This window comes from Sphingobacterium arenae (assembly GCF_014692505.1).
In the GTDB taxonomy this organism is placed as follows: Bacteria; Bacteroidota; Bacteroidia; order Sphingobacteriales; family Sphingobacteriaceae; genus Sphingobacterium; species Sphingobacterium arenae.
In genome coordinates this window covers 784493-808443 of the sequence record NZ_JACNYK010000001.1, presented here as the reverse complement: position 1 = coordinate 808443, position 23951 = coordinate 784493, and the positions used below count along the sequence as shown (strand labels likewise).

Sequence of the window (23951 nt, the reverse complement as noted above, 5' to 3'; positions counted from 1 at the left end):
TACTATTTCTTTTGTGCGTCGATGTTATTGGTTAAGACAGCGGATGCTGTATTACCCGTTATGGTCTGTTGCACATTTTTAAAATTATTGCTGTGTATAAAGATGTCTTTATTGTCGTCTCCGACGAGTTCTAAAAAGGTATCTGTGCCTGCACTCGGGAAGTTCTGTTGTATATTAGCATCAGAAACCCCCTCAAACACCAACATCGGACGGTCTTTCTTCGGTGTGTAGTTGTGGATTCCGGTTAAATGCAGAACATCCACGTTCTTCGCTTGGATAAACGGTTCATTTTCGACATCCACATGTACATGATTAAATGATATCTTCGTCGCGTTCTCTATTTCGAAGCCGGATTTTGCCTGCATGCTGATGTTGTTGAAGCTGATATTCTCAATAGGCATCTCCTCCAATCCGCGGATTCGGCTCACACGGTTTGTTGTTCCGCTCATGTTACTGATATGAATATTTTTGAATTGCGGAGTACGTTCGGATACGGGCTCTACGTCTGTTTTAGCATATTGCGTATTCAATACAATCGCTTGGTCGCGGATATTGCGCATGACAATATTGCTTACGCGGATATTCTCCACAACACCCCCGCGGCCACGAGCCGTTTTCAAGCGGATACCGCGGTCCGTACCATCGAATATACAATTCGAGATCACGATATTCTTCACGCCTCCGGACATTTCACTTCCGATAACGACGCCACCATGACCGTTCAACATCGTACAATTGGTGATAGTATAATTTTCGGCCGGGATATTAACTTTACGACCTGAACGATCTTTACCTGATTTGATGGTGATACAGTCGTCTCCTACAGAAATATGGCAGTTGGCAATATGCACATTACGACAAGATTCTGGGTTAATTCCGTCGGTATTAGGCGATTCTGGATTATAGATCGTTACACCGTCTATCGTCACGTTATCGCAGTATTGTGGATTCACCGTCCAAAAAGGAGAGTTTTGAATCTTGATATCCTTGATCTGTACATTTTCGCAACGAAGAAATTGAATAAATGGCGGGCGTAAGAAGCCGCGCTCTACCCAACCTGGTAGATCGGGAGCCAACACGTCTTTGTTTAGTCTTTTAAATTCCTTTTGCCATTTTGTCTCTTCGCCTTCTTTTTGCTGGCGAATAGTCACTTCAGAGTATCCCCACCATTTTTCGCCATGACCGTCGATCAGGCCACGACCAACGATGGCGATGTTTTCAAGATCTGTTCCATAAATCAACGGAGAGAAGTTAGTCACTTCTGTACCTTCCCAACGCGACTCCACCATGGGTAAATAATGATCAAAGTCATCACTGAAATGCAGCTCCGCGCCGGCATCGATAAAAAGAGTAATATTGCTTTTAAAATGTATCGGCCCAGTAATGTATTTCCCAGCAGGGAAATAGACTGTCCCGCCTCCTTTGCTTGCGGCGGCATCGATCGCTTTGGCAATAGCATCGGTGTTTAGCCCCGTGCTGTCATTGCTCCCGCCGTAATCCAATACGTTATAATATTGTTGTGCCTGTACCGACATCCCCATAGTGGCTACAAACAGCCACAACACCATAATTCCTTTCTTTATCATTTCAAATTAACTTTTAGCGATTTTAGTTTTTTAGATTGTGCAACACGCTGACCATCTGCATATACGGTCAGACCTTTTCCTTTTCCGTATTGCGTTCCATCAAGATCCCAATAGATGTCGACAATTTTATTTTTATAGGGCACACCCTGTAGCGTAAAGTAAGCCCATTGCTCTTGTGGAATAAGAGGTTTGAGTTCGAAAGTGTTTCCAAGCTGGGGTTTAAAACCAATCAGGTCTTGGATAATAACATCGGCAAAAGTAGAATGGTTATAGAATTTGCTGCGGGGATTATCTCCCTTCAGCCAAAAACCCGTCACTTCATCCTGGTATTCGCCTATATAAGCTTTACCGTCCATTACATGAGATGCTGCATACTGCTGCACCGCTTCATAGAAATCAGCTTTCGTAATCTGTTTTCCCTGTTTATAGTCTGCCAAAAAGTTAGCCATACCGCGCAGGGTCTGGCTACTGGCAAATGGCCATATTGCACCGTCCCATTCGCAGCTGTGCCCCGTTCCGCGTGTCCGGAAAGTAGGTTCCCTACGCTCTGCGGTTGTCAACCCCCAAGGAGCTTTAAAGCCAGCGGTATCTACCACTTGCGTCCAAGCTTCTGCATACGAGCGTTGATCGGGTACCGCATGAAAACCCCAGGGAATAAAGCCTATTGCCTCACGCGCGGAATGCAACTCGCCGTTTTCCAAACGAGTCTTGAAGAATTGATCTTCTTTATCCCATAAGGAGTCTAACAGAAGTGTCTGTAAACGCGCGGCTTTTGCATCGTAGTTTCGTTTCAAGCTATCCTTGCCAGCCAGCTGCGCGATGGTGGATAGTGCACGAGCGTTCGCGTACATATAACTATTAATGGTCGGACGTCGATTTTCTACACGTCGTCCACCCGACACCGATTCCTCCATACCATCTTTGACATCGTGTTGCCAAAACATACCGCTCGGAAGCTGACGCTCCTCTTCCCACTTCAAATAATCTTTATCCAGATCCTGTAGGCGGTCAAGCAGGTAGCCTTTATCATTGTCTACCATATAATAGGCTAATAGCGCATCCGGCACCCAAGAGCTAAATTGATGAAACCGAGGTCTGTTCTCCCCTTCGTCGGCATGATACATAAAGAAGTCCACATACTCTTTCAGAAAATCGCTATTACGTAACCACCGTCCTTCATAGATATGGTGTCCTAAAGCACAACTGATGGAGTTATACTTACCGGCGTGCGATACGGGCTCAATAAACTCGGTTACGATCGTTCCCGATGGCGTTTCCTTGATGTGTTTTCGATAAGACCACCACCGGAAATAATACGTTTCTTCGATAGCGCTGTCAGGACAGGCAAACAAGGGGATATTATCTTTCATCCACGTCGCCGAATTTTTATTGTCAATCTTGTTGATAACAGCTTCGTTATCTTGACTGTTAAACTTGTCGACATACATATTGAGCTTAGCGTTCAAATCTTCCTGGCCCGCGAGCGCACCGGGCAGGAGGAACAGTAGGATACCTGCGAGTTTGTTTATTTTCATGAGCGTTATTTGTTCTTCTGTTACAGTTTAGTTTCTTCATAATAACCGAAAAGGTCGTCCATATCGTCGCCTTGGTTATCGACATCCGCATTGTAGGCATGCTGCAATTCGTCATCGGCAATAAAGCCTAGAATCAGTGCTTCTCCCTTGGGTATTTTTAGTTCGTTCTTTCCCTTTGGAAAGGAGTATGTGTGGATATCCAACATCGGCATATACTGTATTCGTAACGCATGGCGGATCTTGGCTTCTGCTTGGCCATAATCATTGGCCGTAGCATCAATTTCTAAAACCGGCTTCGGCGCAAAGACTTTATCCGTATTATTAAAATACCCTACCAAAACCTTTACGGCTTGGTCATTTTCAAATTTCAGCGTTGTCCCATTCAGCTTCTGATCTTCTGAATTGATCATGACCGCTTTCATTCCTTCCAATTCGTTTGCCAAATGCGTTACAACTAACTCTTGATCTAAATGCAGTTTCGCACCTTTCTTCAAAACGGCGTATTGTACATTTGCTTTTACAGAAACTTCCTTTTCGTTAAGGAGCTTACGCTCTTTTTTAGGTTGACCCGCTGTCGATGCGATAGAATCTATTGCTTGCTGAAAGTTGTGCAGTTCCGTTTCGAAAACTGGCAACATCTCCGTCCAATGCTTAAAAGTGGCATCTACGCCTCGCATAGGAATTTTACGCTGCTTCGTTTGCATGCTGTTGGCATATAGATAGCTATCCGTGGTCAACGCTGTCAGCTTTTTATAAGCGTCGACACTTTTCTCAAAATCGGGAAGTGCTTTCCGGAGAGATTCTACATCTTCCGTATACTTGTATTCCAATAGCTGAATCGCTGCTTTTACTTTGGAGCTGTAGTGTTCGGCAAGTGCTTGGTGGATATAAACATCATTGATCAAACGCTGAAATTCCTCCTGATTTTTATGCGCGGATTGCTGTATGCCTTGTATTGCCTGTACAGCCTTGTTGGCATGAGCTACAATCTCATCGGCCACACGCATAGGCGTTTCACCAACATGCTGCTCGCCTTTAAACTGTTTTTCGGCATATTCTATAATCATTTCACCTTCGGGTGCTTCTGATTCGTACAGCAAGGTGAAAAGTCCGTAACGATAAGGGTTAATCAGCTGTGTCATCAGCATACCCAACGAGGACGTCTGACGGTTACCATCCGTAATGCCAAAGCGCCGAAGAATTTTGGGTGATATTTCGCCGACTTCGTCCAGTGCTACAAGAAGATTTGTTGCATCTTTTTCCGGGAGTCCGTAATAGTTACTTAACAGCGACGACCAGTAGATCTTTTCTTTGTTTTCGGGACGAGCAGCTTTCCATGCATAACGGGCCCAGGCCTTATACCACATCCAGTCCCTTTCCACCTGCAATAAGCGTTCGTCAGTCTTATCTGCCGTATAGGGCCAGTCCCAATAAGATGCTTGTGGGTAGAGATGAAGACCATTAGAAAAATGGATATCATGCATCGATTTAACTGATTTCTGTATAAAGTCAGGTGCTGCATAGCGGAACGGCTCGAGATTCGCCAGAATATGTACGTTCTGTATATGCACGGTACCAATACTCCCAAGAGTTTGATGCAATTCAGCCCATTTCCCTCGTGTTTCGTAAGTGGTCAGCGCCTCTCCGTTAAATTTGGCGGAGGTATATAGATTCTGATAGATCGGCAATGCGGCTTTCATTACTGCTGGCGCATCCGTATCATGTGCCCGTAGAATAATAGGCGGTTCCAGCTCACTCTGTATGGCATTTAAACCATCTTTTACACCCGGAATAATCGTTTTTGTAAACCAATCAATATCATCCTGACCAACACCTTCCATGGCTTCTCCTAGGGTGACCAATAATCCAACATTCGGGTATTTTTCCACAAACGCAGCAATGGATTTACGGGTATAATCCGAAATCAACGGTGTGATAACCCGGTTTCTTTCTTGTGTTTTCAATCCATGCTTATCCGCAAACGGTTTCGGTAACAAAATATTGTAAAACATTTGAATAACCCATATTCCGCGTTTATTTGCTTCTTCGGTTAGGAAACGATAAATTTCCTCATTCTTCGCGAATGTTTCGTCGTCGACCTCCAGCGCATAAGGATAGTCCTTCAATTTTACTAAAGAAGAAAAAGGATGTCCATTCCACAAATACAAGGTATTGTATCGGTTTTCGAGCATCATATCTAAATACTGAACCCAAAGCTCTTTATCATAGAACCAAGGGAACAAGTCTTCGGTATAAGGGTATTCGTATACATCACGTCCGGGCAGATACTCCGTTTTCTGTAAGCCGATCGCGGTGCCACGAAGCACCATTTCTGGTGCATCCGTATAAGAAACTGGCTTATTCGCATAAAACGTGTTCTCAAGCGCTTGCTCACAGCCGTATAAAACACCGGTTTCGTCTTTTCCTACAATGATCAACGGCGATGTTGAGTCTTTTCTATAGATAACAAACGACTCCTTGTTTTTCAGATCGTCCAATAATTTAGCAGGTACAAGTTCTTGCCAACGTGCTGTTGTTCCAAGAACCCCGAGCAACAGATCACCCTTCTGCAGTGCCGTTTCACCAAACCTAAACACAGCTGACGGTTTCTGCGTAGCAACAGTCAATTTGTTCACAGCATACTGTAAACGCTGTTGATTAACAACCTCATTTTCTGCGTATAATACTCGGATGGGTTCGGCGCTAAGCGCGTTGCGGCCCATCAGGCCGAAAACGCAAAACAGGAAAATATACTTTAAAAAAAACTTCATCATCCAAAGCAACAATTAAAAATGCTATTTTTCCTCTGTATAATTATCCTATTATTACAGCATATTATCATCACACTCTATTATAACGCATAAGTTACACAAAACAGAGGCAAAAATACTATAGTAAATACATTAAAAATAATCCTTTCTCAGACTATATTTATTTATTTTTTTTGCAAATCCCTTATTTATTTTCCACCTTTAGCGTTTCATCTAGGAAGCAATTATTTTTAATTATTTCAAAACTTATGTTAAAAAAACTCTTGTTGTTCGCTTGTATCGTATCGTCAACTGCGCTTTTCGGACAGAACAAACGAATGTTACCCTATGCCATTCAAGAAGGGACATTGAATGAACAATTCAACAATCTTACTAATTTATCCAGATCGCAGGCCGGTGACTTTAAACTTATTCGAAGAACAAATATAGAGATCGTACGGAGAAATGTATTGGATTCTATTTCGCGTTATCAAAAAGAGATTGCGACACTCAAGACAAATTCTTCATCATCAACAGGCACCATCAATACGCTACGGGATTCAGTAACCACACTGGATGCTGCTTTGCAGGTAGAACAACATAAAACGAATAGCATTTCCTTTCTGGGGATCGATTTTGCGAAGGGATCCTACCATACCATGGTTTGGAGTATTATTATTGTATTTGTTTTAGCGTTTGTAGTAACATTAGCTTCCTTCAGGAAGGCAAAAGTAGACACAGGCGAGCATAAGAAAACAGCAGAGGATCTACAAGAAGAATTGCAGGCGCTCCGCAAGAAATCATTGGAAAAAGAACAACAATTAAAACGACAGCTGCTCGATGAACAGATGAAGCGGAATTCGTAATATTGGTTTTCCAAAGCTATTTTTTGTAACTAGAGGCACAGCTATCTGCGCCTCTAGTTGCTTTTATTCTCCCACCACCCTCGATAAACCAACCCATTATATTTTAGTAACACATTGTTAACATAAAGCTAACATAGCTTTCCTACTATTGCAGGAAATTCTTAAAAAAGATCATTTTGCAATCATGTTGTTACGTTCAATATTTCACAAACCAACCGATTACTTTCGTTTGATTACAATTAACCATCATTTGTCTGCGTATTTTTTGTGTATTAAGTTTTTTATACTTAATATTGTAAGCTATAAACCAGCTTTATTTAACTGCAAGATACATAAACCACATAACGGCGATAAAAAACAATCTGATCAAGAAAACAATAGTTATTCAAACCATCGAACACACTTCTTTCATAATATTTCGTTTTAAAGAAATAAGCCATCAAGCAGAAGATAGTATTAAATCTTAAATCAACATTATTTTATCAATAGATATGAAGAAAACTCTACTCTATCCCAAACGCGGCCGTATAGTTTCCAAGCGAAATTATATGCTACCTTTAGCCGCGCTTTTGTTATTCACTCCGTTTGAATCAGCGGAAGCGAATAACTCCCCCCACACACAGTTCAGTTCCGAAAATCAAGAACAGGTATCCATCCAAGGGGTGGTTCGCGACCGAGAAACGGGCCTACCGTTATCTGGAGTAACCATTTCCAGTCAAGGACGATCATTAGGCGCTACGAATGAAACGGGCGGGTTCTCCATACAGGTGAACCAGGGAGTAAACGTTACATTCGCCTTAATTGGCTACAATAGTCACGAAGAACGGTTCGCCACTGGAGGCACAAGAAACATCGCGTTAAGCACGAGCTCGCAAGAGGTTGAAGAGGTTGTGGTTACGGCGCTCGGCATCGAGCGGGAGGCCAAAGGTTTGGGCTATGCGATATCGTCTGTCAAAGGAGATGAGCTAACAAACGCACCCAGTTCTAACTGGAGTGATGCGCTGAAAGGAAAAGTAGCCGGGCTAAACCTCACGCAGGCCAGTTCGGGCCCAATTGGCTCCACACGCATTAACCTACGAGGCGATCGTTCTTTAGAAGGTAATAATGAGGCCTTGATTGTGATTGACGGTATCCCAATCGTGAACGGTAAATTGAGCTCGGGCGTAGGGGATGCTTACGGTGTAGGTGGCGCCGATGTCCCGATTGATTTTGGAAATGGACTGAGCGATTTAAACCCGGACGACATTGAATCCATCTCGGTACTTAAGGGCGCGGCGGCAACAGCGCTGTATGGTAGCCGTGCCGCCAATGGCGCATTGATCGTAACGACCAAATCAGGAAAAAACACCAAAGGAATAGGTATAACATTCAGCTCGAACAGCAGCATCAATGATGTCCTCCGTTGGCCAGAATACCAATACGAATATGGGCAAGGAACCAATCAGCGAAATGCAGATGGGGAACTTTTTTACTCCTATCAGCCCTCCGATGACGGTCCAAACACCGGTAGTACGTCAAGTGCTTTCGGGCCAAAATTTGCCGGACAATCCTATTTTCAATACGACCCGACAACAGGTGCACAATCTACCGATCGGCTACCATGGGTACCGTACAAGGACAATATCAAAGGCTTTTGGCGAACGGGATCTACGTTTATGAACAGCATTGCCATGGAAGCCGGAACGGACAAGTATACCGGAAGATTTTCTTTAGGGCACACCAAAAACAACTGGCTCATGCCGAATACCGGCTTTGAACGTATTATCGCCTCTGTCAACAATAGATTTACAGTAACGGATAAGTTATCGGTATCATCCAGAATATCGTATACCAATAAGTCGAGCGATAATTTACCGGCCACAGGATATAACAACCAGTCGATTGCCTATTTCATGATCTTCCAAAATCCGAACATTGACCTCGACGTATATAGACCTAGATGGCAACCCGGACTGGAACAAATTCAGCAGATACATCCGTTTAGCTCGTTTATCGACAATCCCTTCATTATCGCCCACGAGATGACCAACGGTTTGAAAAACCATAACATCGATGGAAATATCCAATTGAATTACCAAATCAATGATAAATGGGATGCTATGGTACGAACCGGTTTAAATTATCGCCAGGACTTTAGGGACATGAAACGGCCGTGGAATACTGCTCAATTTGTTCAAGGATACTATAAAGAGCAGGATGCCATGTGGATGGAACATAACACGGACTTCTTAGTTAATTACCGCGAGCAGCTGAATGACCGGATCAAGATGACCCTCGCTGCAGGGGGAAATATACGCAAGGAAGAAAGCCGCTCAAAAAGCACCTCCGCGAACGGCTTAATGCTACCGGGTATATTTAAACTATCCAACGCATTAAACAACCTTTATGTGGAGCACTTCAAATCCGAAAGACAGGTAAATGGTTTATATGGATTGGCCAACTTTTCTTTCGACGACAAGATATTTGTTGATCTGACCGCAAGAAATGACTGGTCATCTACCCTTCCCAGAGGAAACAACTCCTATTTTTATCCTTCTATCAGCTCTAGTTTTATTTTGTCCGATATTTTCAACTTGCCGCAACAGATATCCTTTGCGAAACTCCGACTATCTTATGCGAAAGTAGGTAACGACACCCAACCTTACCGTCTTTACAAGGTATACAACCAAAGTATGTTCCCTGGATCGGTTACGCCGCCCAGTACGAGAAATAACGCCGAGCTCAAGCCAGAAACCTCGAATTCCTTTGAATCAGGGATTAATTTCTCTTTATTCAAAAACAGGGTAACGGCAGACGTTAATTACTATTACAGCACGACGATTAATCAGGTATTACACGTCCCGGTTGATATCACAACGGGATATAGCTATGCTTTTATCAATGGGGGCAACATTCGCAATCAAGGTGTAGAAATTATGCTAACAGGCCATCCGGTGCGTGGTGATTTCAGTTGGACGCCCACCATCACCTGGGCGAAGAACAACAATAAAATATTAAGGCTCAGCGAAGATTTCGAACTCGAACAACAGGAGATGATGAGAAGTGGGACAGCCTCTATTGTTGCTGTAAAAGGCGGAACCATGGGCGACATTTGGGGAGCTGGCTTAGTCAAAAATGAGGAAGGCCAGACCATCTTTAACGCACAATCTGGACATTCTCTCAGGTCTCCGATTAAATACATCGGAAACGCCTATCCTGCCTGGCGTGGCGGATTCCATAATGAATTCCGTTATAAAAACTACATGCTTAGTGCTTTAGTTGATGGGCAATACGGAGGGATTGTGTATTCCCAAACGCACCATAAAATGAGTGAACAAGGGAAGCTACTACATACCCTAAAAGGACGTGATGAAGGTTACGTCATCGGTGAAGGTGTTGTGGAAAACGCTGACGGCAGCTACTCACCAAACACGACTAAAGTTGCGGTAAACTCATATTATTCGGACTATTATCGTAGAGCCAACATCGAGACCAACAGTTTGGACGCTTCTTATCTGAAGTTGCGTGAAGTTCGTGTCCAGTACACCTTCCCACGCGAAGTTACAGAGCGCTTGCGTTTGAATGGCCTGTCTGTCGCCCTTTACGGTCGTGACTTGCTGTTGATATCGAAGTTCCCAATCTTTGATCCGGAAACTGCTGCACTCAATGGAGCTACCATAATGCCTGGTGTGGAAATGGGACAGCTTCCTACACCACGCACATTTGGTTTTAATTTGAATTTAACGCTATAATATCACCATAGCATTGAAATATATATCATGAAAAATACGATAAAGACTTATATTCTTCCGGCTATCCTGAGCACAGCCCTGTTGGCCACGTCTTGCAGCCATCTTGAAGAAATGAACATCGACCCCAACAATATTAACGTAGTTGTACCCAACAGCTTAATGAACCCATTGCTTCATGACATGGGCGCGTTTAGCAGCAACCGGAACTATGACTTTACTTGGCAGCTTATGCAAGTGGGTTTCCCTTACCCTGCAACCGCTACGGGGGTGCACCGTTACGATATTACCCCAACAGCTGGAAATGGCACATGGAACAAAGCCTACACTTGGCTGCGCAGTATCAGAGAAATGGAAGAGGCCGCGATCCGGGTAGACCAACCTGTTTATCAGGCGGTGGCCAAAACATTGGAAGCCTATGCCGCGAGCATGCTCACGGATGCTTTTGGCGATGTCCCTTTCAGCGAAGCCATCAAATTGGATGAAGGCATTTCTACACCAAAATTTGACGAACAAAAAGAGATATACACTTTGTTAATAGACGGCTTAGAACAAGCGAATACCATCTATGCATCTACCGAAGGTGAAATGGCGGGCGGCGACATCTTGTTCAACAACAACAAGCAATATTGGCAAAAATTCAATAATTCGTTGCTGATGCGCCTCCTTTTGCGCACGAGCAAAAGGACTGAAATGGACAGTTACAATAGGTTAAAAGAAATCATCGAAAATCCGGCGAAATATCCGGTATTCGAAAGTAATGCAGAAGCGGCGATCTTGAAGATCAACGGCCTAAGTCCTTTCGACTACGCATGGAACAGAAGGCAGGATTATACCCTAACCATAACCAAGGCAGAATTTTTCGTGAATATGCTAAATGATTATGAAGATCCTAGGAGACCATTCTTTATGAGCGAAGCCGCTTCTATTCCTCCTGGAACAAGTCTAGGCTACAAGGGGATTCCGGCAGCTCATGACGAGACGGCTACTTTTACCTTTACCCCCAGCATTCCAAATCCAGATCTGATGATCCCCGCAACGCTGGGTACCGTGATTCATGAAATGATTATGCCTTATGCAGAGGTAGAATTTATAAAAAGCGAGGTATATCTACATTTCGGCGATTTAGACAAAGCAGAAGAAGCCTATAAGAAAGGAACAATAGCCGGGATGACGCAATGGATAGGCATATCCTCTCCGGGGGAAGCGTACTTCGACAACCCGCTTACAGCTTTTGATGGCACTTTGGAACGTATTATGAACCAAAAATACCTCGCTTTGTACATGTGCGATTACCAACAATGGTTTGAATACCGCAGAACAGGATACCCTGTACTTCCGAAAACGCCACACATGCTTCATGATGGTGAGATGCCAAAACGATTTATGTATCATGACAGGTTATCCATAACGAATCCCGAGAACTACAGAATCGCCGCGGATAAAATGGAGCATGGAGATTCTCCATTATCAAGAGTTTGGTGGGAGAAATAAAATAGATCCATTATCAAAAAAAATAGAGACGTTGAATCAACGTCTCTATTTTTTTTGAACGCAGCAAAAACTCATAACGTAAAAAAAACGTTATAAAACGAAAAAAAATGAAATACTTTCTGATATTAGCAAAACAGCTTGACATCGCACAAGACGGACAATAAATTAAACCAAAATACGATGAACAACCAACGAAGAGATTTTCTAAAAAAAGCATTGTTACTTACGGGAATGGCAGGAATCGAACACACGATCCCAACGGCGATACAGCGCGCTCTGGCCATTGAGCCGATACCTGGAAGCACTTTCATGGACGCCGAGCATGTCGTTATCCTGATGCAGGAAAATCGGTCGTTCGATCATGGATTTGGTACACTGCAAGGCGTAAGAGGGTTTAATGACCCTCGATATATACGACTTCCTAATGGAAATCCAGTTTGGTTCCAACCCGATAAACAAGGTAACGCCTTTGTTCCGTTTCGGTTAAATCTGATGGATTCCAAATCGACATGGATGGGCGCAGTACCGCATTCTCGACATAGCCAAGTAGATGCCTTTAATGAAGGCCGCTATGACAACTGGATCGAGGCTAAACGTGTCGGAAAGAATTATGCTCATATGCCGCTGACAATGGGGTATTACAACAGACAAGATATTCCGTTCAACTATGCACTGGCTGACGCATTTACAATCTGTGATCAACATTTCTGCTCCGCAATGACGAGTACTTGGCCTAATCGTTTTTTCTTTTGGACCGGCACGGTAAGAACGGAACAGGATAAAAACGCCAAAGCCGAAATGCGAAATGAATTACCATTTGGTGGAGGAAAATGGCCAACGTTCCCCGAATTGCTTGAAGACGCTGGCGTCCCGTGGAAAATTTATCAAAATGATGTGAGCTGCGGTGGAGGTTTTAGTGGGGAAGAACGCTCTTGGCTCGCTAGTTTTAGCTGTAATCCACTCGAACGATTTCAGAAATATAATGTTCAGTTTTCCGACCGCTACGTTGCCAATCTCAAAATACAAGCGGATAAGTTACCAAAAGAAATTGCGGAACTCGAGCAAAAGCAACGTCACATTTCTCGTCAAGACAAACAATATAACAAGACGCAGGATGCAATAGACCAGAAAAAAAAGGTCTTAAAAAACGCAAAACAAGAACTGAAAACTTGGTCTCCATCCAACTTTGACAAACTTTCTCAACGGGAAAAAAAACTCTATCAAAAAGCCTTTATTACCAATAGCAATGATCCAGATTACCGTCGTTTAGACAAACTCGAGTATATCGATTATAACGGCAAAAAACAGAAAATGGACACTCCAAAAGGCGATATACTGCATCAATTTCGGCAAGATGTGCAAGGGGGAGAACTACCCACCGTGTCCTGGTTAATACCGGCGCAACGTTATTCTGACCATCCCAGCTCGCCGTGGTATGGGTCTTGGTATATTTCAGAAATTATCGATATCCTCACACAGAACCCGAAGATTTGGCAAAAAACCATCTTTATTTTGACCTACGATGAGAATGATGGCTATTTTGATCATGTCCCTCCCTTTACCCCTCCCAATCCCTATGTTGCCCATAGTGGAAAATGCTCTGCCGGAATAGACCCCGCTATAGAGTATATCACAGCAGAACAAGAACTCGCCGAAGGCAGGAGTAAAAAAACAGCCCGTACAGGCCCTATCGGGCTAGGTTATCGCGTTCCCATGATAGTCGCATCACCATGGAGCAAAGGAGGGAAGGTGTGCTCGCAGGTATTCGACCATACATCTACTTTACAGTTTCTGGAAAAATTCTTGAGCCATAAATTTAATCGCGATATTGCGTCAAACCAGATCAGCGATTGGCGACGGACAATCTGTGGTGATCTGACATCTATATTCAGCGAAGCCAAGCAGAAGAAAGCAAATGAGAAACTTCCATTTCTAAACCGTGATTCCTATTTAGAAAACATCCACCAAACACAACATAAGGCGTTACCTACCTTTGGTCAGCTCACAGGCGAAGATTTAATGAAAGGCAAAACGCATCCACATCATACCGCGCTCATGCCTAAACAAGAGAATGGAATCCGCCCTTCATGCCCTTTGCCTTACGAATTATACGTCGAGGGAAAAATAGAAGAGGACGCGTTTGACTTGAATTTCCATGTTGATAATGCTATTTTTGGCAATAGAAGTTCGGGCGCTCCTTTTACCGTATATGCGAACGGTGCCATACGTCAATATGCGGTCAAGGCTGGTGATACACTTTCCGATAAGTTTACCTATACCCCAAATCAAGGAACGGATATACACGTACATGGTCCTAATGGTTTTTTCCGACGTTTTAAAAACAAACATAACCTCGTCCCTGTATCGTGCTCTTTGAAATATGAACAGCAAGAGAAAAACTTCACGGGAAAGATTCAGTTATTACTTGAAAACAAATCGCAAGAAACGATACAGATATATATCCGGGATAAAGGTTATGGGCAAGAAACAAGAGAGATACATATACCAGTCGGAGAGCGACACGTAGAACTCGTCGATTTACAAGCCAGTCAACATTGGTATGATCTTGAAATAACCGTAAATGGTTATCCAGATTTTCTGTGGGGTTATGCCGGTCGTGTGGAAACAGATCGTTTAGGATATACAGATCCTCAAATAGCAAAAGTAGAAACGAATTAATACGAATAGAAGAAGTTTCTTAAAATCTTCTAGATTGCTCATCGGTGGCCTGGATAAAAAGAAAATTAAATTATTATCAATAAGCGTTTTGCTTTTAACAAGATATAGTTTATTTTTGCATTCCAAAATGTGGGTGTATAAGACCATCCGCTGTAAAAATTGATTAATAATTATTTTTAGTCCCTATAATATGCCCAATATTGGTAAAATAGCGCAGATTATCGGCCCCGTAGTTGACGTCAACTTCGCCGAAAATGACAGTCTTCCTAAAATCTTCGATGCTTTGTATATTGAAAAAGACAATGGTCAACGCATCGTTTTGGAAGTCCAGCAACACTTAGGTGAAGATCGCGTTCGCACTATCGCGATGGATGCAACCGAAGGTTTGGTTCGTGGAATGAAAGTGGTCGACACGGGTGCTCCCATTAAAATGCCTGTCGGCGAAGAAATCAAAGGCCGTGTATTTAACGTAGTTGGTGGTGCCATAGATGGTATCCAAGAATTAGACACGACAAACGGACGTCCTATCCATAACGAACCGCCTAAATTCGACGAGCTTTCTACCGAAACAGAGGTATTGTTTACAGGTATTAAAGTTATCGACTTGTTAGAACCTTACTCAAAAGGTGGTAAAATCGGTCTATTCGGTGGAGCTGGTGTAGGGAAAACGGTATTGATTCAGGAATTGATCAACAACATCGCCAAAGGGCACGGTGGACTTTCCGTATTTGCGGGTGTGGGAGAACGTACGCGCGAAGGAAACGACTTGTTACGTGAAATGCTTGAATCGGGCATTATCAAATATGGTGAGCCTTTTATGGAAGGTATGGAAAAAGGCGAATGGCCTTTGGACAAAGTCGACAATGAATTGCTTAAAGACTCCAAGTGTACCTTCGTTTTCGGGCAAATGAACGAGCCTCCTGGGGCACGTGCTCGTGTTGCGTTATCCGGACTTACCGTAGCCGAATATTTCCGTGATGGAGATGGAGAAGGCCAAGGACGGGATATACTTTTCTTTATTGACAATATCTTCCGTTTTACGCAAGCAGGTTCTGAGGTATCGGCCCTTTTGGGACGTATGCCATCCGCCGTCGGTTATCAACCAACGTTAGCAACCGAGATGGGTTTGATGCAAGAGCGTATTACCTCTACCAAAAACGGCTCTATTACATCGGTACAAGCAGTATACGTACCTGCCGATGACTTAACTGACCCTGCGCCGGCAACAACCTTTGCCCATTTAGATGCAACAACGGTATTATCTCGTAAAATTGCCGAACTAGGTATTTATCCTGCGGTTGACCCCCTTGATTCAACTTCTCGTATCTTATCACCAGCTATATTAGGTGACGAGCACTATAACACAGCGCAACGCGTAAAAGAAATCTTGCAACGTTATAAAGAACTTCAAGATATCATCGCCATCTTGGGTATGGATGAATTATCAGAAGAAGATAAGCTGACCGTTCACCGTGCACGTCGCGTACAACGTTTCTTGTCACAACCGTTCCACGTAGCAGAGCAATTCACCGGTCTAAAAGGTGTACTTGTTGACATCAAAGATACAATCAAAGGTTTTAACATGATTATTGATGGTGAGGTGGACGAGTATCCAGAAGCAGCGTTTAACTTGGTGGGTAATATGGAAGAAGCTATCGAAAAAGGCAAAAAATTATTAGCAGAAGCTGTTTAATAAAGCATATAGTGGAAGTGTATATATTACAAATATGAGATTAACGATTATTACCCCAGATAAATTAGCATATGAAGGTGACGCTACAGCTGTAACGGTGCCTGGAAGCGCAGGATCCTTTCAAATTTTGCAAGACCACGCTCCTATCGTATCTACTTTAGAGGATGGAAAAGTTATTATTCGGGATGCACAGGGCCACACGGTTTTCGTTATTAAAGGTGGTGTCGTAGAAGCGAAGGACAATCATATCACGGTCTTAGCAGAAGGAATCGTCGAAGAATAATAGTTCAAGAAAATACATTCAATGAGGTAGCTCGCGGTTCAGACTGCGGGCTATTTTTTTTCAACTTCTCTTCGACTTTTGTCCATTTTAAGAAGAATTTCGTACTTTTTTGGGAAAAGTCATATTTTGAATAACTATACCGATTTTAATTTTAGTCTACAAAGACAAAAATTAAAACACACAAAATAAACAAAATAAAGAATTATATTTTAATACAATTAAATACACGGAACAATAAACTTTTTCAAAATTCTTTGTTTTGCTATTGTAAAGAATTTTTAATAGCATTACCTTGAGCATAGCGAAAAGGGAGGTTAGCATGCAGTATTATAATCACGACACTTACATTTATTTGGACGGCGATTTCGTAAAGGCCACAGATGCCGGAATAGATTTATTCGGTCAATCGCTGCATTATGGGTACGGTGCTTTCGAGGGATTGCGGGCATATAGTACACATCATGGCACCAGAATTTTCAAAGCCGAAGAACATTTCGCACGTTTACAGCGTTCTTGTGAAGCCATTAATCTTCCCTATCAATGGGACAACCAACTATTGATAGAAAAATCGTATGCTTTATTAGAAACTAATAATTTGCGTTCCGCCTATATCCGGCCACTTGTGTTTTCAGGGTCCAATATGCACCTTACTTCCGCAAAAGACGCACGCATTATGATTGCCGCTTGGGAATGGGGGCCTTATTTGGGACAAAATCTGCTTCGTGTCTGCACATCCAGAGTTCAACGTCTACACCCCAAGTCTTTTCATATCGAAGCGAAGGTCTCCGGTCAATACATCAACGCCATTCTCGCATCGAGTGAAGCTATCCGTGAAGGATTTGACGAGGCGCTTATGTTAGACCATGATGGTTTTTTGGCCCAAGCATCGAGTGAAAATTTATTTGTCGAAAAAGACTTTAAGCTATATACGCCACCTTTAGGAAATATATTTCCGGGTATTACGCGGCAGACAGTTATCGAAATATGCAAAGGTCTGCACATTGACGTAGTCGAAAAGAAACTGACCATCCAAGACGTCCACCAAGCGGATAGCGCATTTTTATGTGGTACCGCCGCTGAAATCATTGGCATCAAGGAAGTAGATCGTATTATATATAAGGAAGATTGGGAGCATACTATTGGAGCTACCGTCCAGAGGAAATACAAACAATTAGTTTTAGAAGAAGAGAATTATGAAGTCATCATCTGACATGAAAAGTGTAATGAATAAGTATAGTCGCATCTTTACACAAGATGAAACACAGCCCGCAGCAAAAGCGATGCTGTATGGTATCGGTCTTACGGACGTCGATATGGATAAAGCGCAAGTCGGTATTGCTTCTATGGGGTATGATGGAAACACCTGTAATATGCACTTGAACGATTTGGCCCAATTGGTAAAACAAGGTATTTGGAACAACGACTTGGTGGGTCTTACATTCGGAACGATCGGCGTAAGTGATGGCATGAGTAATGGTACCGAAGGGATGCGTTATTCGTTGGTCTCTCGTGATGTTATTGCAGACAGTATCGAAACCATCTGTGGCGGCCAATATTATGATGGTGTCGTTGCGATTCCTGGTTGTGATAAGAACATGCCGGGTGCTATTATGGCGATGGGTAGATTAAACCGTCCTGCTATTATGGTATATGGGGGAACGATTGCACCGGGTCATTATAAAGGGGAAGAATTAAATATCGTATCTGCTTTCGAAGCCCTAGGTAAAAAAATTGCAGGCACTATCTCGGACGAGGACTACGACGGTGTTATCCGCCACACTTGTCCTGGTGCAGGTGCTTGTGGCGGGATGTACACGGCCAATACCATGGCGTCTGCTATTGAAGCTTTGGGCATGAGTTTACCCTATTCCTCTTCTAACCCCGCCATATCGGAAGAAAAAAAGAAAGAATGTCTGGAGGTAGGAAAATATATATACACGCTTTTGGAAAAAGACATCAAACCGACCGACATCATGACGCGCAAAGCGTTCGAAAATGCCATGCGTGTGATTGTGGTTATGGGTGGATCGACCAATGCGGTATTGCATTTTATCGCCATCGGTAAAGCCGTAGGTGTTGATATTACCCCGGATGATTTCCAGCGTATGTCTGACGAAACACCTGTATTAGCGGATTTCAAACCGTCGGGCAAATTCTTGATGCAAGATTTACAACAGTACGGTGGTACACCTGCCGTCATGAAATATCTATTGGATGAAGGTCTATTACACGGAGATTGTCTAACCGTTACCGGAAAAACCATTGCAGAGAATTTAGCTGACGTCAAATCGGTAATGGAATACGACCAGCAAATCATACAACCGCTGGATAAACCGATTAAAGCGACTGGGCATTTACAAATCTTATACGGTAACTTGGCAGAACAGGGTTCTGTAGCCAAAATTTCCGGCAAGGAAGGAGAAAAATTTAATGGTCCAGCTCGCGTGTTTGACGGGGAACAGGATTTGGCAAAAGGAGTTGCGTCGGGACGCGTTAAACCAGGAGATGTTATCGTCATCAAAAACGAGGGACCGAAAGGTGCACCTGGCATGCCAGAAATGTTGAAACCAACCTCTTTAATTATCGGAGCAGGCCTGGGGAAATCCGTTGCCCTGATCACGGATGGTCGTTTCTCCGGCGGAACACACGGGTTTGTGGTCGGACATATCACGCCGGAAGCCTACGAAGGTGGTCTTATTGGTTTAGTTGAGGATGATGATATTATCGAAATTGACGCCGTAAACAACACCATCAATGTTAACCTCTCTGCCGAAGAGATTGCTACCCGTCGGGAAAACTGGAAACAACCAGCATTAAAAGTAAATAAAGGTGTATTATATAAATATGCGAAAACAGTAGCCAATGCATCACAGGGCTGCGTAACAGATTTGTAAATCAAAAAACCTCAATACGATTAAAATGAGTACACTGGAAAAAACGCTATCAAAGCCACAAGAGCCAACAGCCCACAAAACCCAATTAAGTGGATCTCAAGCTGTACTGGAAGCTTTGATTCAGGAAGGGGTAGATACCATATTTGGTTATCCAGGTGGGGCAATTATGCCTATTTACGATGCGTTATACGATTATAACGACAAGCTTAATCATATCTTGGTCCGTCATGAACAGGGTGGCGTCCATGCAGCGCAGGGTTATGCCCGTACATCGGGACGTGTCGGCGTCGCGTTCGCCACGAGTGGCCCGGGAGCAACCAATTTAGTGACCGGACTAGCGGATGCCATGATCGATAGCAATCCTATCGTATGTGTTACAGGGCAGGTGTTTGCTTCTTTATTGGGGACGGATGCCTTTCAAGAAACAGATGTCATCAATATCACGACACCTGTCACAAAATGGAATTATCAAGTTACTGACGCTACGGAAATTCCAAGTGTTTTGGCAAAAGCATTCTATATTGCGAAAACCGGACGCCCGGGTCCCGTTTTAATTGATATTACGAAAAACGCGCAAATACAATTGTTTGATTACAAAGGTTATGAAAAATGTGATCATGTGCGTAGCTACAGACCAAAACCGATTGTACGAAAAGAATATGTTGAAAAGGCGGCCGAGATCATAAACAATGCTAAAAAACCTTTTGTTTTGTTCGGACAGGGTGTCATCTTGGGTCAAGCAGAACAAGATTTTAAAAACTTCATCGAAAAGGGAGGGTTTCCAGCCGCAACGACCGTTATGGGGTTGAGTGCGTTAGAGACTGGTCATCCTTTGCATGTCGGCATGCTCGGTATGCACGGAAATTATGCGCCCAATGTGATGACCAATGAATGTGATGTCTTGATCGCCGTTGGGATGCGCTTTGATGATCGTGTAACAGGCCGATTAGATAAATATGCCAAGCAGGCAAAAGTTATCCATTTGGACATTGATCCGGCCGAAATCGATAAGAATGTTGCGGCAACCGTGCCGGTATGGGGCGACTGTAAGGAAACGCTTCCTTTGTTAACGCAACTCATCGAACAGCATGATCATAGTGCCTGGTTGGCCGAATTCCGTGAATTAGAGAAAAGAGAAGTCGAGGAAGTAATCCAAGATGAGTTGAATCCCACGTCGGATATCATGACGATGGGCGAAGTGATCAAGGTTTTAAATGAATTAACCGGCGGTGATGCCGTGATTGTCACGGACGTAGGGCAGCATCAAATGGTTGCTTGTCGTTATGCAAAATTCAACAAATCGAAGTCAAATGTAACTTCGGGAGGATTAGGTACAATGGGATTTGGGTTACCTGCGGCGATCGGTGCATGGTACGGAGCCCCCGAGCGCGACGTGATTGCCATCATTGGTGATGGTGGAATCCAGATGACTATCCAGGAATTGGGAACGATTATGCAATTTGGTGCAAAAGTCAAAATTCTCATCCTCAACAATGAGTTTTTAGGTATGGTACGCCAATGGCAGCAGTTATTTAACGATAGACGCTATTCCTTTGTGAATATAACGAGCCCAGATTTTGTAGCCGTTGCAAAAGGCTACCATATTGACGGCAACAAAATCTCCGAACGCAAAGATCTACACGCGGCATTGAAGACGATGCTCGATCATGATGGGTCTTACTTATTAGAGATCATGGTCGGCAAGGAAAACAACGTTTTCCCCATGGTTCCACAAGGTGCATCTGTATCGGAAATACGCTTAAAGTAAAAAATTAAAAAAATGGAAAAACAAGAATATACGATCACGTTGTACACAGAGAATTCTATCGGTATGATAGGACGCATCTCGGGTATCTTTTCCAGAAGAAAAATCAATGTAGAAAGCTTGAATACCTCACCGTCGGAGGTAGAAGGCATTCACCGATTCACGATTTTAATTAATGAGAGCGAAGATGTGGTCCGCAAACTGTGTCGGCAGATCGAAAAGCAGGTCGAAGTTTTAAAGGCCTACTACAATACAGACGAAGAATTAATCTGGCAAGAGCAAGCTCTTTACAAAGTTCCAACCGAGATCATCGCTGAAAAGGCGTCCGTGGAACGATTACTTCGGGAGTACGGCGCGTCTGCTGTCGTTATCCGACATGATTATACGGTATTTGAAACAGCAGGCCATCGGGAAGAAATCGACCGTTTGACGGCCGCTCTAGGTGAATACGGACTCATCGAATTCGTACGTGGCGCCCGTATTGCCATCATTAAGGACAGTGCTGGCTTTCATAAAAAAATAAAACAGTTCGAACGCGAAGAACCTGCACCGGAAATTGTAGAAAATGAATACCTCAATCAGCAAGAGCGCGTATTTACGATGTAGAAATGGAACGAAAATGACAGAAACTTTCAAATTTATCAAAGATACAAGGAAAGCCTTTATCCAGTTATTGGACGAACTTTCTTTAGATGAAATGAACCAGATTCCCGCAGGATTCAACAACAACATCATCTGGAATTTCGGGCATATCGTCGTGAGTACACAAACCCTTTGCTATGTGCGGACGGGCATTACTTCGGATACATCATCCGTTAGGTATTTAGATGCTTATAAGAAAGGCTCGAGACCGACATATGTTGTGTCTGCAGAAGAGGTAACAGCCCTGAAAGAACTAGCACTTTCTACGATAGGAAAAATCGAGGAAGACTATAAAAATGGTATATTTCAGCATATCGAACCGTACGATACAGCAACTTATGGTGCTACATTGCACAACTTCGCGGATGTATTGGTCACCACTTCAGGGCACGATAACTTGCATTTAGGTTATGCCATTGCGCAACGAAGAGCAATTAAAAAGTAAATCAATCAAAAACAAACGTATTATAACAACAAAAACAATGGCAAATTATTTTAACACATTACCTCTTAGAGAGCAATTAAATCAATTGAAACACGCTGAATTTATGGATTCAAACGAATTCTCGGATGGCGTTAATGCTTTAAAAGGTAAAAAAATCGTAATCGTAGGATGTGGTGCGCAAGGTTTGAACCAAGGCTTAAACCTTAGAGATAGCGGGTTAGACATTTCTTATGCGTTACGTAAGGAAGCTATTGAACAAAAAAGAGATTCTTGGAAAAATGCGACGGACAATAACTTCAACGTAGGAACCTACGAAGAATTGATTCCGTCGGCAGACTTGGTCATCAACCTGACACCTGATAAACAACATACGTCGGTTATCAATGCTGTTCAACCGTTAATGAAACAAGGAGCCGCCCTATCCTACTCACATGGCTTTAACATTGTAGAAGAAGGTATGCAGATACGTAAAGATATTACGGTTATCATGGTAGCACCTAAGTGTCCAGGATCTGAAGTCCGCGCGGAGTATTTAAGAGGTTTCGGTGTCCCCACTTTAATTGCAGTACACCCGGAGAATGACCCTGAAGGTAAGGGATGGCCATATGCAAAAGCCTATTGTGTGGGCACAGGTGGACACCGTGCAGGTGTATTAAAGTCTTCATTCGTCGCCGAAGTTAAGTCTGACTTGATGGGTGAGCAAACGATACTTTGTGGTTTGTTGCAAACCGGCTCGATTCTATCTTTTGATAAAATGGTAGAAAAAGGTATTGATCCCGGCTACGCGTCAAAATTAGTACAATACGGCGTAGAAGTCATCACAGAAGCCTTGAAACACGGTGGTGTAAGTGGTATGATGGATCGTTTGTCCAACCCTGCGAAAATCAAAGCTTTTGAGATATCCGAGGAATTGAAAGACATTATGCGCTCGCTATTCCAAAAACACCAAGACGATATCATGTCAGGTGAGTTTAGCAAAACGATGATGGAAGACTGGGCAAATGGAGATGCTAATTTATTAAAGTGGAGAGCCGAAACAGGTGAAACCGCTTTTGAAAAAACACCTGCCGGTGATGTTAAAATCAACGAACAGGAATACTTTGATAATTATCTATTAATGGTTGCTTTCGTTAGAGCAGGTGTAGAATTAGCCTTTGAAACTATGGTGGAAGCAGGTATAAAAGCGGAATCCGCTTATTACGAATCCCTGCATGAAACACCTTTGATTGCAAACACGATTGCCCGCAAAAAATTATTCGAAATGAATCGCGTCATTTCCGACACGGCTGAATATGGCTGTTATTTATTCGATCAGGCGTGTAAACCGCTATTGGCTGATTTCATGAAAAAAGTAGATACCGATATCGTTGGTAAAAACTTCAACGAAGGAAAAGACGGTTCCGTAGATAACATTCAGCTTGTGCAAGTTAACGAAATCTTACGCAACCATCCTGTGGAAATCGTAGGCGTCAAATTACGCCAAGCGATGACAGCGATGAAAGCGATCAAAACTGTTTAAGCATTATAAGTGACAAAGGGTTACAAAGTTACAAGGGAATAGAGGACTATCTTGTAACTTTGTAACTCTATC

General features: G+C 43.1%; 15 protein-coding genes. 12 read left to right on the top strand and 3 right to left on the bottom strand.

What is annotated here, in order from left to right:
* Positions 1–2: 2 nt before the first annotated feature.
* From H8B17_RS03230 to H8B17_RS03220, 3 genes are read right to left on the bottom strand one after another with little or no spacing between them, the layout of a single operon-like run.
* Entirely contained in the window at positions 3–1586 is a 1584-nt protein-coding gene (locus H8B17_RS03230; protein WP_190307713.1) for a glycoside hydrolase family 28 protein, read from the bottom strand.
* The gene (locus tag H8B17_RS03225) at positions 1583–3121 is read right to left on the bottom strand and encodes an MGH1-like glycoside hydrolase domain-containing protein (protein ID WP_190307712.1); all 1539 of its coding nucleotides are present in this window, start codon (positions 3119–3121) and stop codon (positions 1583–1585) included. Before H8B17_RS03225 ends, H8B17_RS03230 begins: the two co-directional genes overlap by 4 nt.
* A gap of 20 nt (positions 3122–3141) precedes the next feature.
* Complete coding sequence (locus tag H8B17_RS03220; RefSeq protein WP_190307711.1) at positions 3142–5895, bottom strand: alpha-d-galacturonidase; 2754 nt, start codon at positions 5893–5895, stop codon at positions 3142–3144.
* Positions 5896–6140: 245 nt separating this feature from the next.
* Here H8B17_RS03220 and H8B17_RS03215 point away from each other — a divergent pair, with 245 nt between their 5' ends.
* The 12 genes from H8B17_RS03215 (at position 6141) to ilvC (ending at position 23879) form a co-directional block, all read left to right on the top strand.
* A complete protein-coding gene (locus H8B17_RS03215; protein ID WP_190307710.1) occupies positions 6141–6737 on the top strand; it encodes a hypothetical protein in 597 nt (198 codons plus the stop codon).
* A 491-nt stretch (positions 6738–7228) separates the two neighbouring features.
* A complete protein-coding gene (locus H8B17_RS03210; RefSeq protein WP_223816329.1) occupies positions 7229–10468 on the top strand; it encodes a SusC/RagA family TonB-linked outer membrane protein in 3240 nt (1079 codons plus the stop codon).
* A gap of 27 nt (positions 10469–10495) precedes the next feature.
* Positions 10496–11959: a SusD/RagB family nutrient-binding outer membrane lipoprotein gene (locus tag H8B17_RS03205; RefSeq protein WP_190307709.1), complete on the top strand. Its 1464-nt coding sequence runs from the start codon at positions 10496–10498 to the stop codon at positions 11957–11959.
* A 180-nt stretch (positions 11960–12139) separates the two neighbouring features.
* Complete coding sequence (locus tag H8B17_RS03200) at positions 12140–14638, top strand: phosphocholine-specific phospholipase C (RefSeq protein WP_190307708.1); 2499 nt, start codon at positions 12140–12142, stop codon at positions 14636–14638.
* Between the two features lie 190 nt (positions 14639–14828).
* Positions 14829–16331, top strand: coding sequence for a F0F1 ATP synthase subunit beta (gene atpD, locus H8B17_RS03195; RefSeq protein WP_190307707.1), 1503 nt, complete (start codon positions 14829–14831; stop codon positions 16329–16331).
* A 34-nt stretch (positions 16332–16365) separates the two neighbouring features.
* Positions 16366–16614, top strand: a complete 249-nt coding sequence (gene atpC / locus H8B17_RS03190) for an ATP synthase F1 subunit epsilon (RefSeq protein ID WP_190307706.1) — start codon at positions 16366–16368, stop codon at positions 16612–16614.
* Between the two features lie 319 nt (positions 16615–16933).
* Complete coding sequence (locus H8B17_RS03185; RefSeq protein ID WP_190307705.1) at positions 16934–17824, top strand: branched-chain amino acid transaminase; 891 nt, start codon at positions 16934–16936, stop codon at positions 17822–17824.
* A complete protein-coding gene (ilvD, locus tag H8B17_RS03180) occupies positions 17808–19508 on the top strand; it encodes a dihydroxy-acid dehydratase (RefSeq protein WP_190307704.1) in 1701 nt (566 codons plus the stop codon). The genes H8B17_RS03185 and ilvD overlap by 17 nt, the downstream gene beginning before the upstream one ends.
* 25 nt (positions 19509–19533) lie before the next feature.
* Positions 19534–21276, top strand: a complete 1743-nt coding sequence (gene ilvB / locus H8B17_RS03175; RefSeq protein WP_190307703.1) for a biosynthetic-type acetolactate synthase large subunit — start codon at positions 19534–19536, stop codon at positions 21274–21276.
* A gap of 12 nt (positions 21277–21288) precedes the next feature.
* Positions 21289–21879 (top strand): acetolactate synthase small subunit, encoded by a 591-nt coding sequence (gene ilvN / locus H8B17_RS03170; protein WP_190307702.1) that lies wholly within the window; start codon positions 21289–21291, stop codon positions 21877–21879.
* Positions 21880–21892: 13 nt separating this feature from the next.
* Positions 21893–22360 (top strand): DinB family protein, encoded by a 468-nt coding sequence (locus H8B17_RS03165; protein ID WP_190307701.1) that lies wholly within the window; start codon positions 21893–21895, stop codon positions 22358–22360.
* A 37-nt stretch (positions 22361–22397) separates the two neighbouring features.
* Positions 22398–23879, top strand: a complete 1482-nt coding sequence (gene ilvC / locus H8B17_RS03160; protein WP_190307700.1) for a ketol-acid reductoisomerase — start codon at positions 22398–22400, stop codon at positions 23877–23879.
* The last annotated feature ends 72 nt before the right edge of the window (positions 23880–23951 follow it).

Bases quoted from the DNA above. Each gene is read 5' to 3' on its own strand.
- H8B17_RS03230 (WP_190307713.1), bottom strand. From the start codon at position 1,586: ATGATAAAGAAAGGAATTATGGTGTTGTGGCTGTTTGTAGCCACTATG.
- H8B17_RS03225 (WP_190307712.1), bottom strand. From the start codon at position 3,121: ATGAAAATAAACAAACTCGCAGGTATCCTACTGTTCCTCCTGCCCGGT.
- H8B17_RS03220 (WP_190307711.1), bottom strand. From the start codon at position 5,895: ATGATGAAGTTTTTTTTAAAGTATATTTTCCTGTTTTGCGTTTTCGGC.
- H8B17_RS03215 (WP_190307710.1), top strand. From the start codon at position 6,141: ATGTTAAAAAAACTCTTGTTGTTCGCTTGTATCGTATCGTCAACTGCG.
- H8B17_RS03210 (WP_223816329.1), top strand. From the start codon at position 7,229: ATGAAGAAAACTCTACTCTATCCCAAACGCGGCCGTATAGTTTCCAAG.
- H8B17_RS03205 (WP_190307709.1), top strand. From the start codon at position 10,496: ATGAAAAATACGATAAAGACTTATATTCTTCCGGCTATCCTGAGCACA.
- H8B17_RS03200 (WP_190307708.1), top strand. From the start codon at position 12,140: ATGAACAACCAACGAAGAGATTTTCTAAAAAAAGCATTGTTACTTACG.
- atpD (WP_190307707.1), top strand. From the start codon at position 14,829: ATGCCCAATATTGGTAAAATAGCGCAGATTATCGGCCCCGTAGTTGAC.
- atpC (WP_190307706.1), top strand. From the start codon at position 16,366: ATGAGATTAACGATTATTACCCCAGATAAATTAGCATATGAAGGTGAC.
- H8B17_RS03185 (WP_190307705.1), top strand. From the start codon at position 16,934: ATGCAGTATTATAATCACGACACTTACATTTATTTGGACGGCGATTTC.
- ilvD (WP_190307704.1), top strand. From the start codon at position 17,808: ATGAAGTCATCATCTGACATGAAAAGTGTAATGAATAAGTATAGTCGC.
- ilvB (WP_190307703.1), top strand. From the start codon at position 19,534: ATGAGTACACTGGAAAAAACGCTATCAAAGCCACAAGAGCCAACAGCC.
- ilvN (WP_190307702.1), top strand. From the start codon at position 21,289: ATGGAAAAACAAGAATATACGATCACGTTGTACACAGAGAATTCTATC.
- H8B17_RS03165 (WP_190307701.1), top strand. From the start codon at position 21,893: ATGACAGAAACTTTCAAATTTATCAAAGATACAAGGAAAGCCTTTATC.
- ilvC (WP_190307700.1), top strand. From the start codon at position 22,398: ATGGCAAATTATTTTAACACATTACCTCTTAGAGAGCAATTAAATCAA.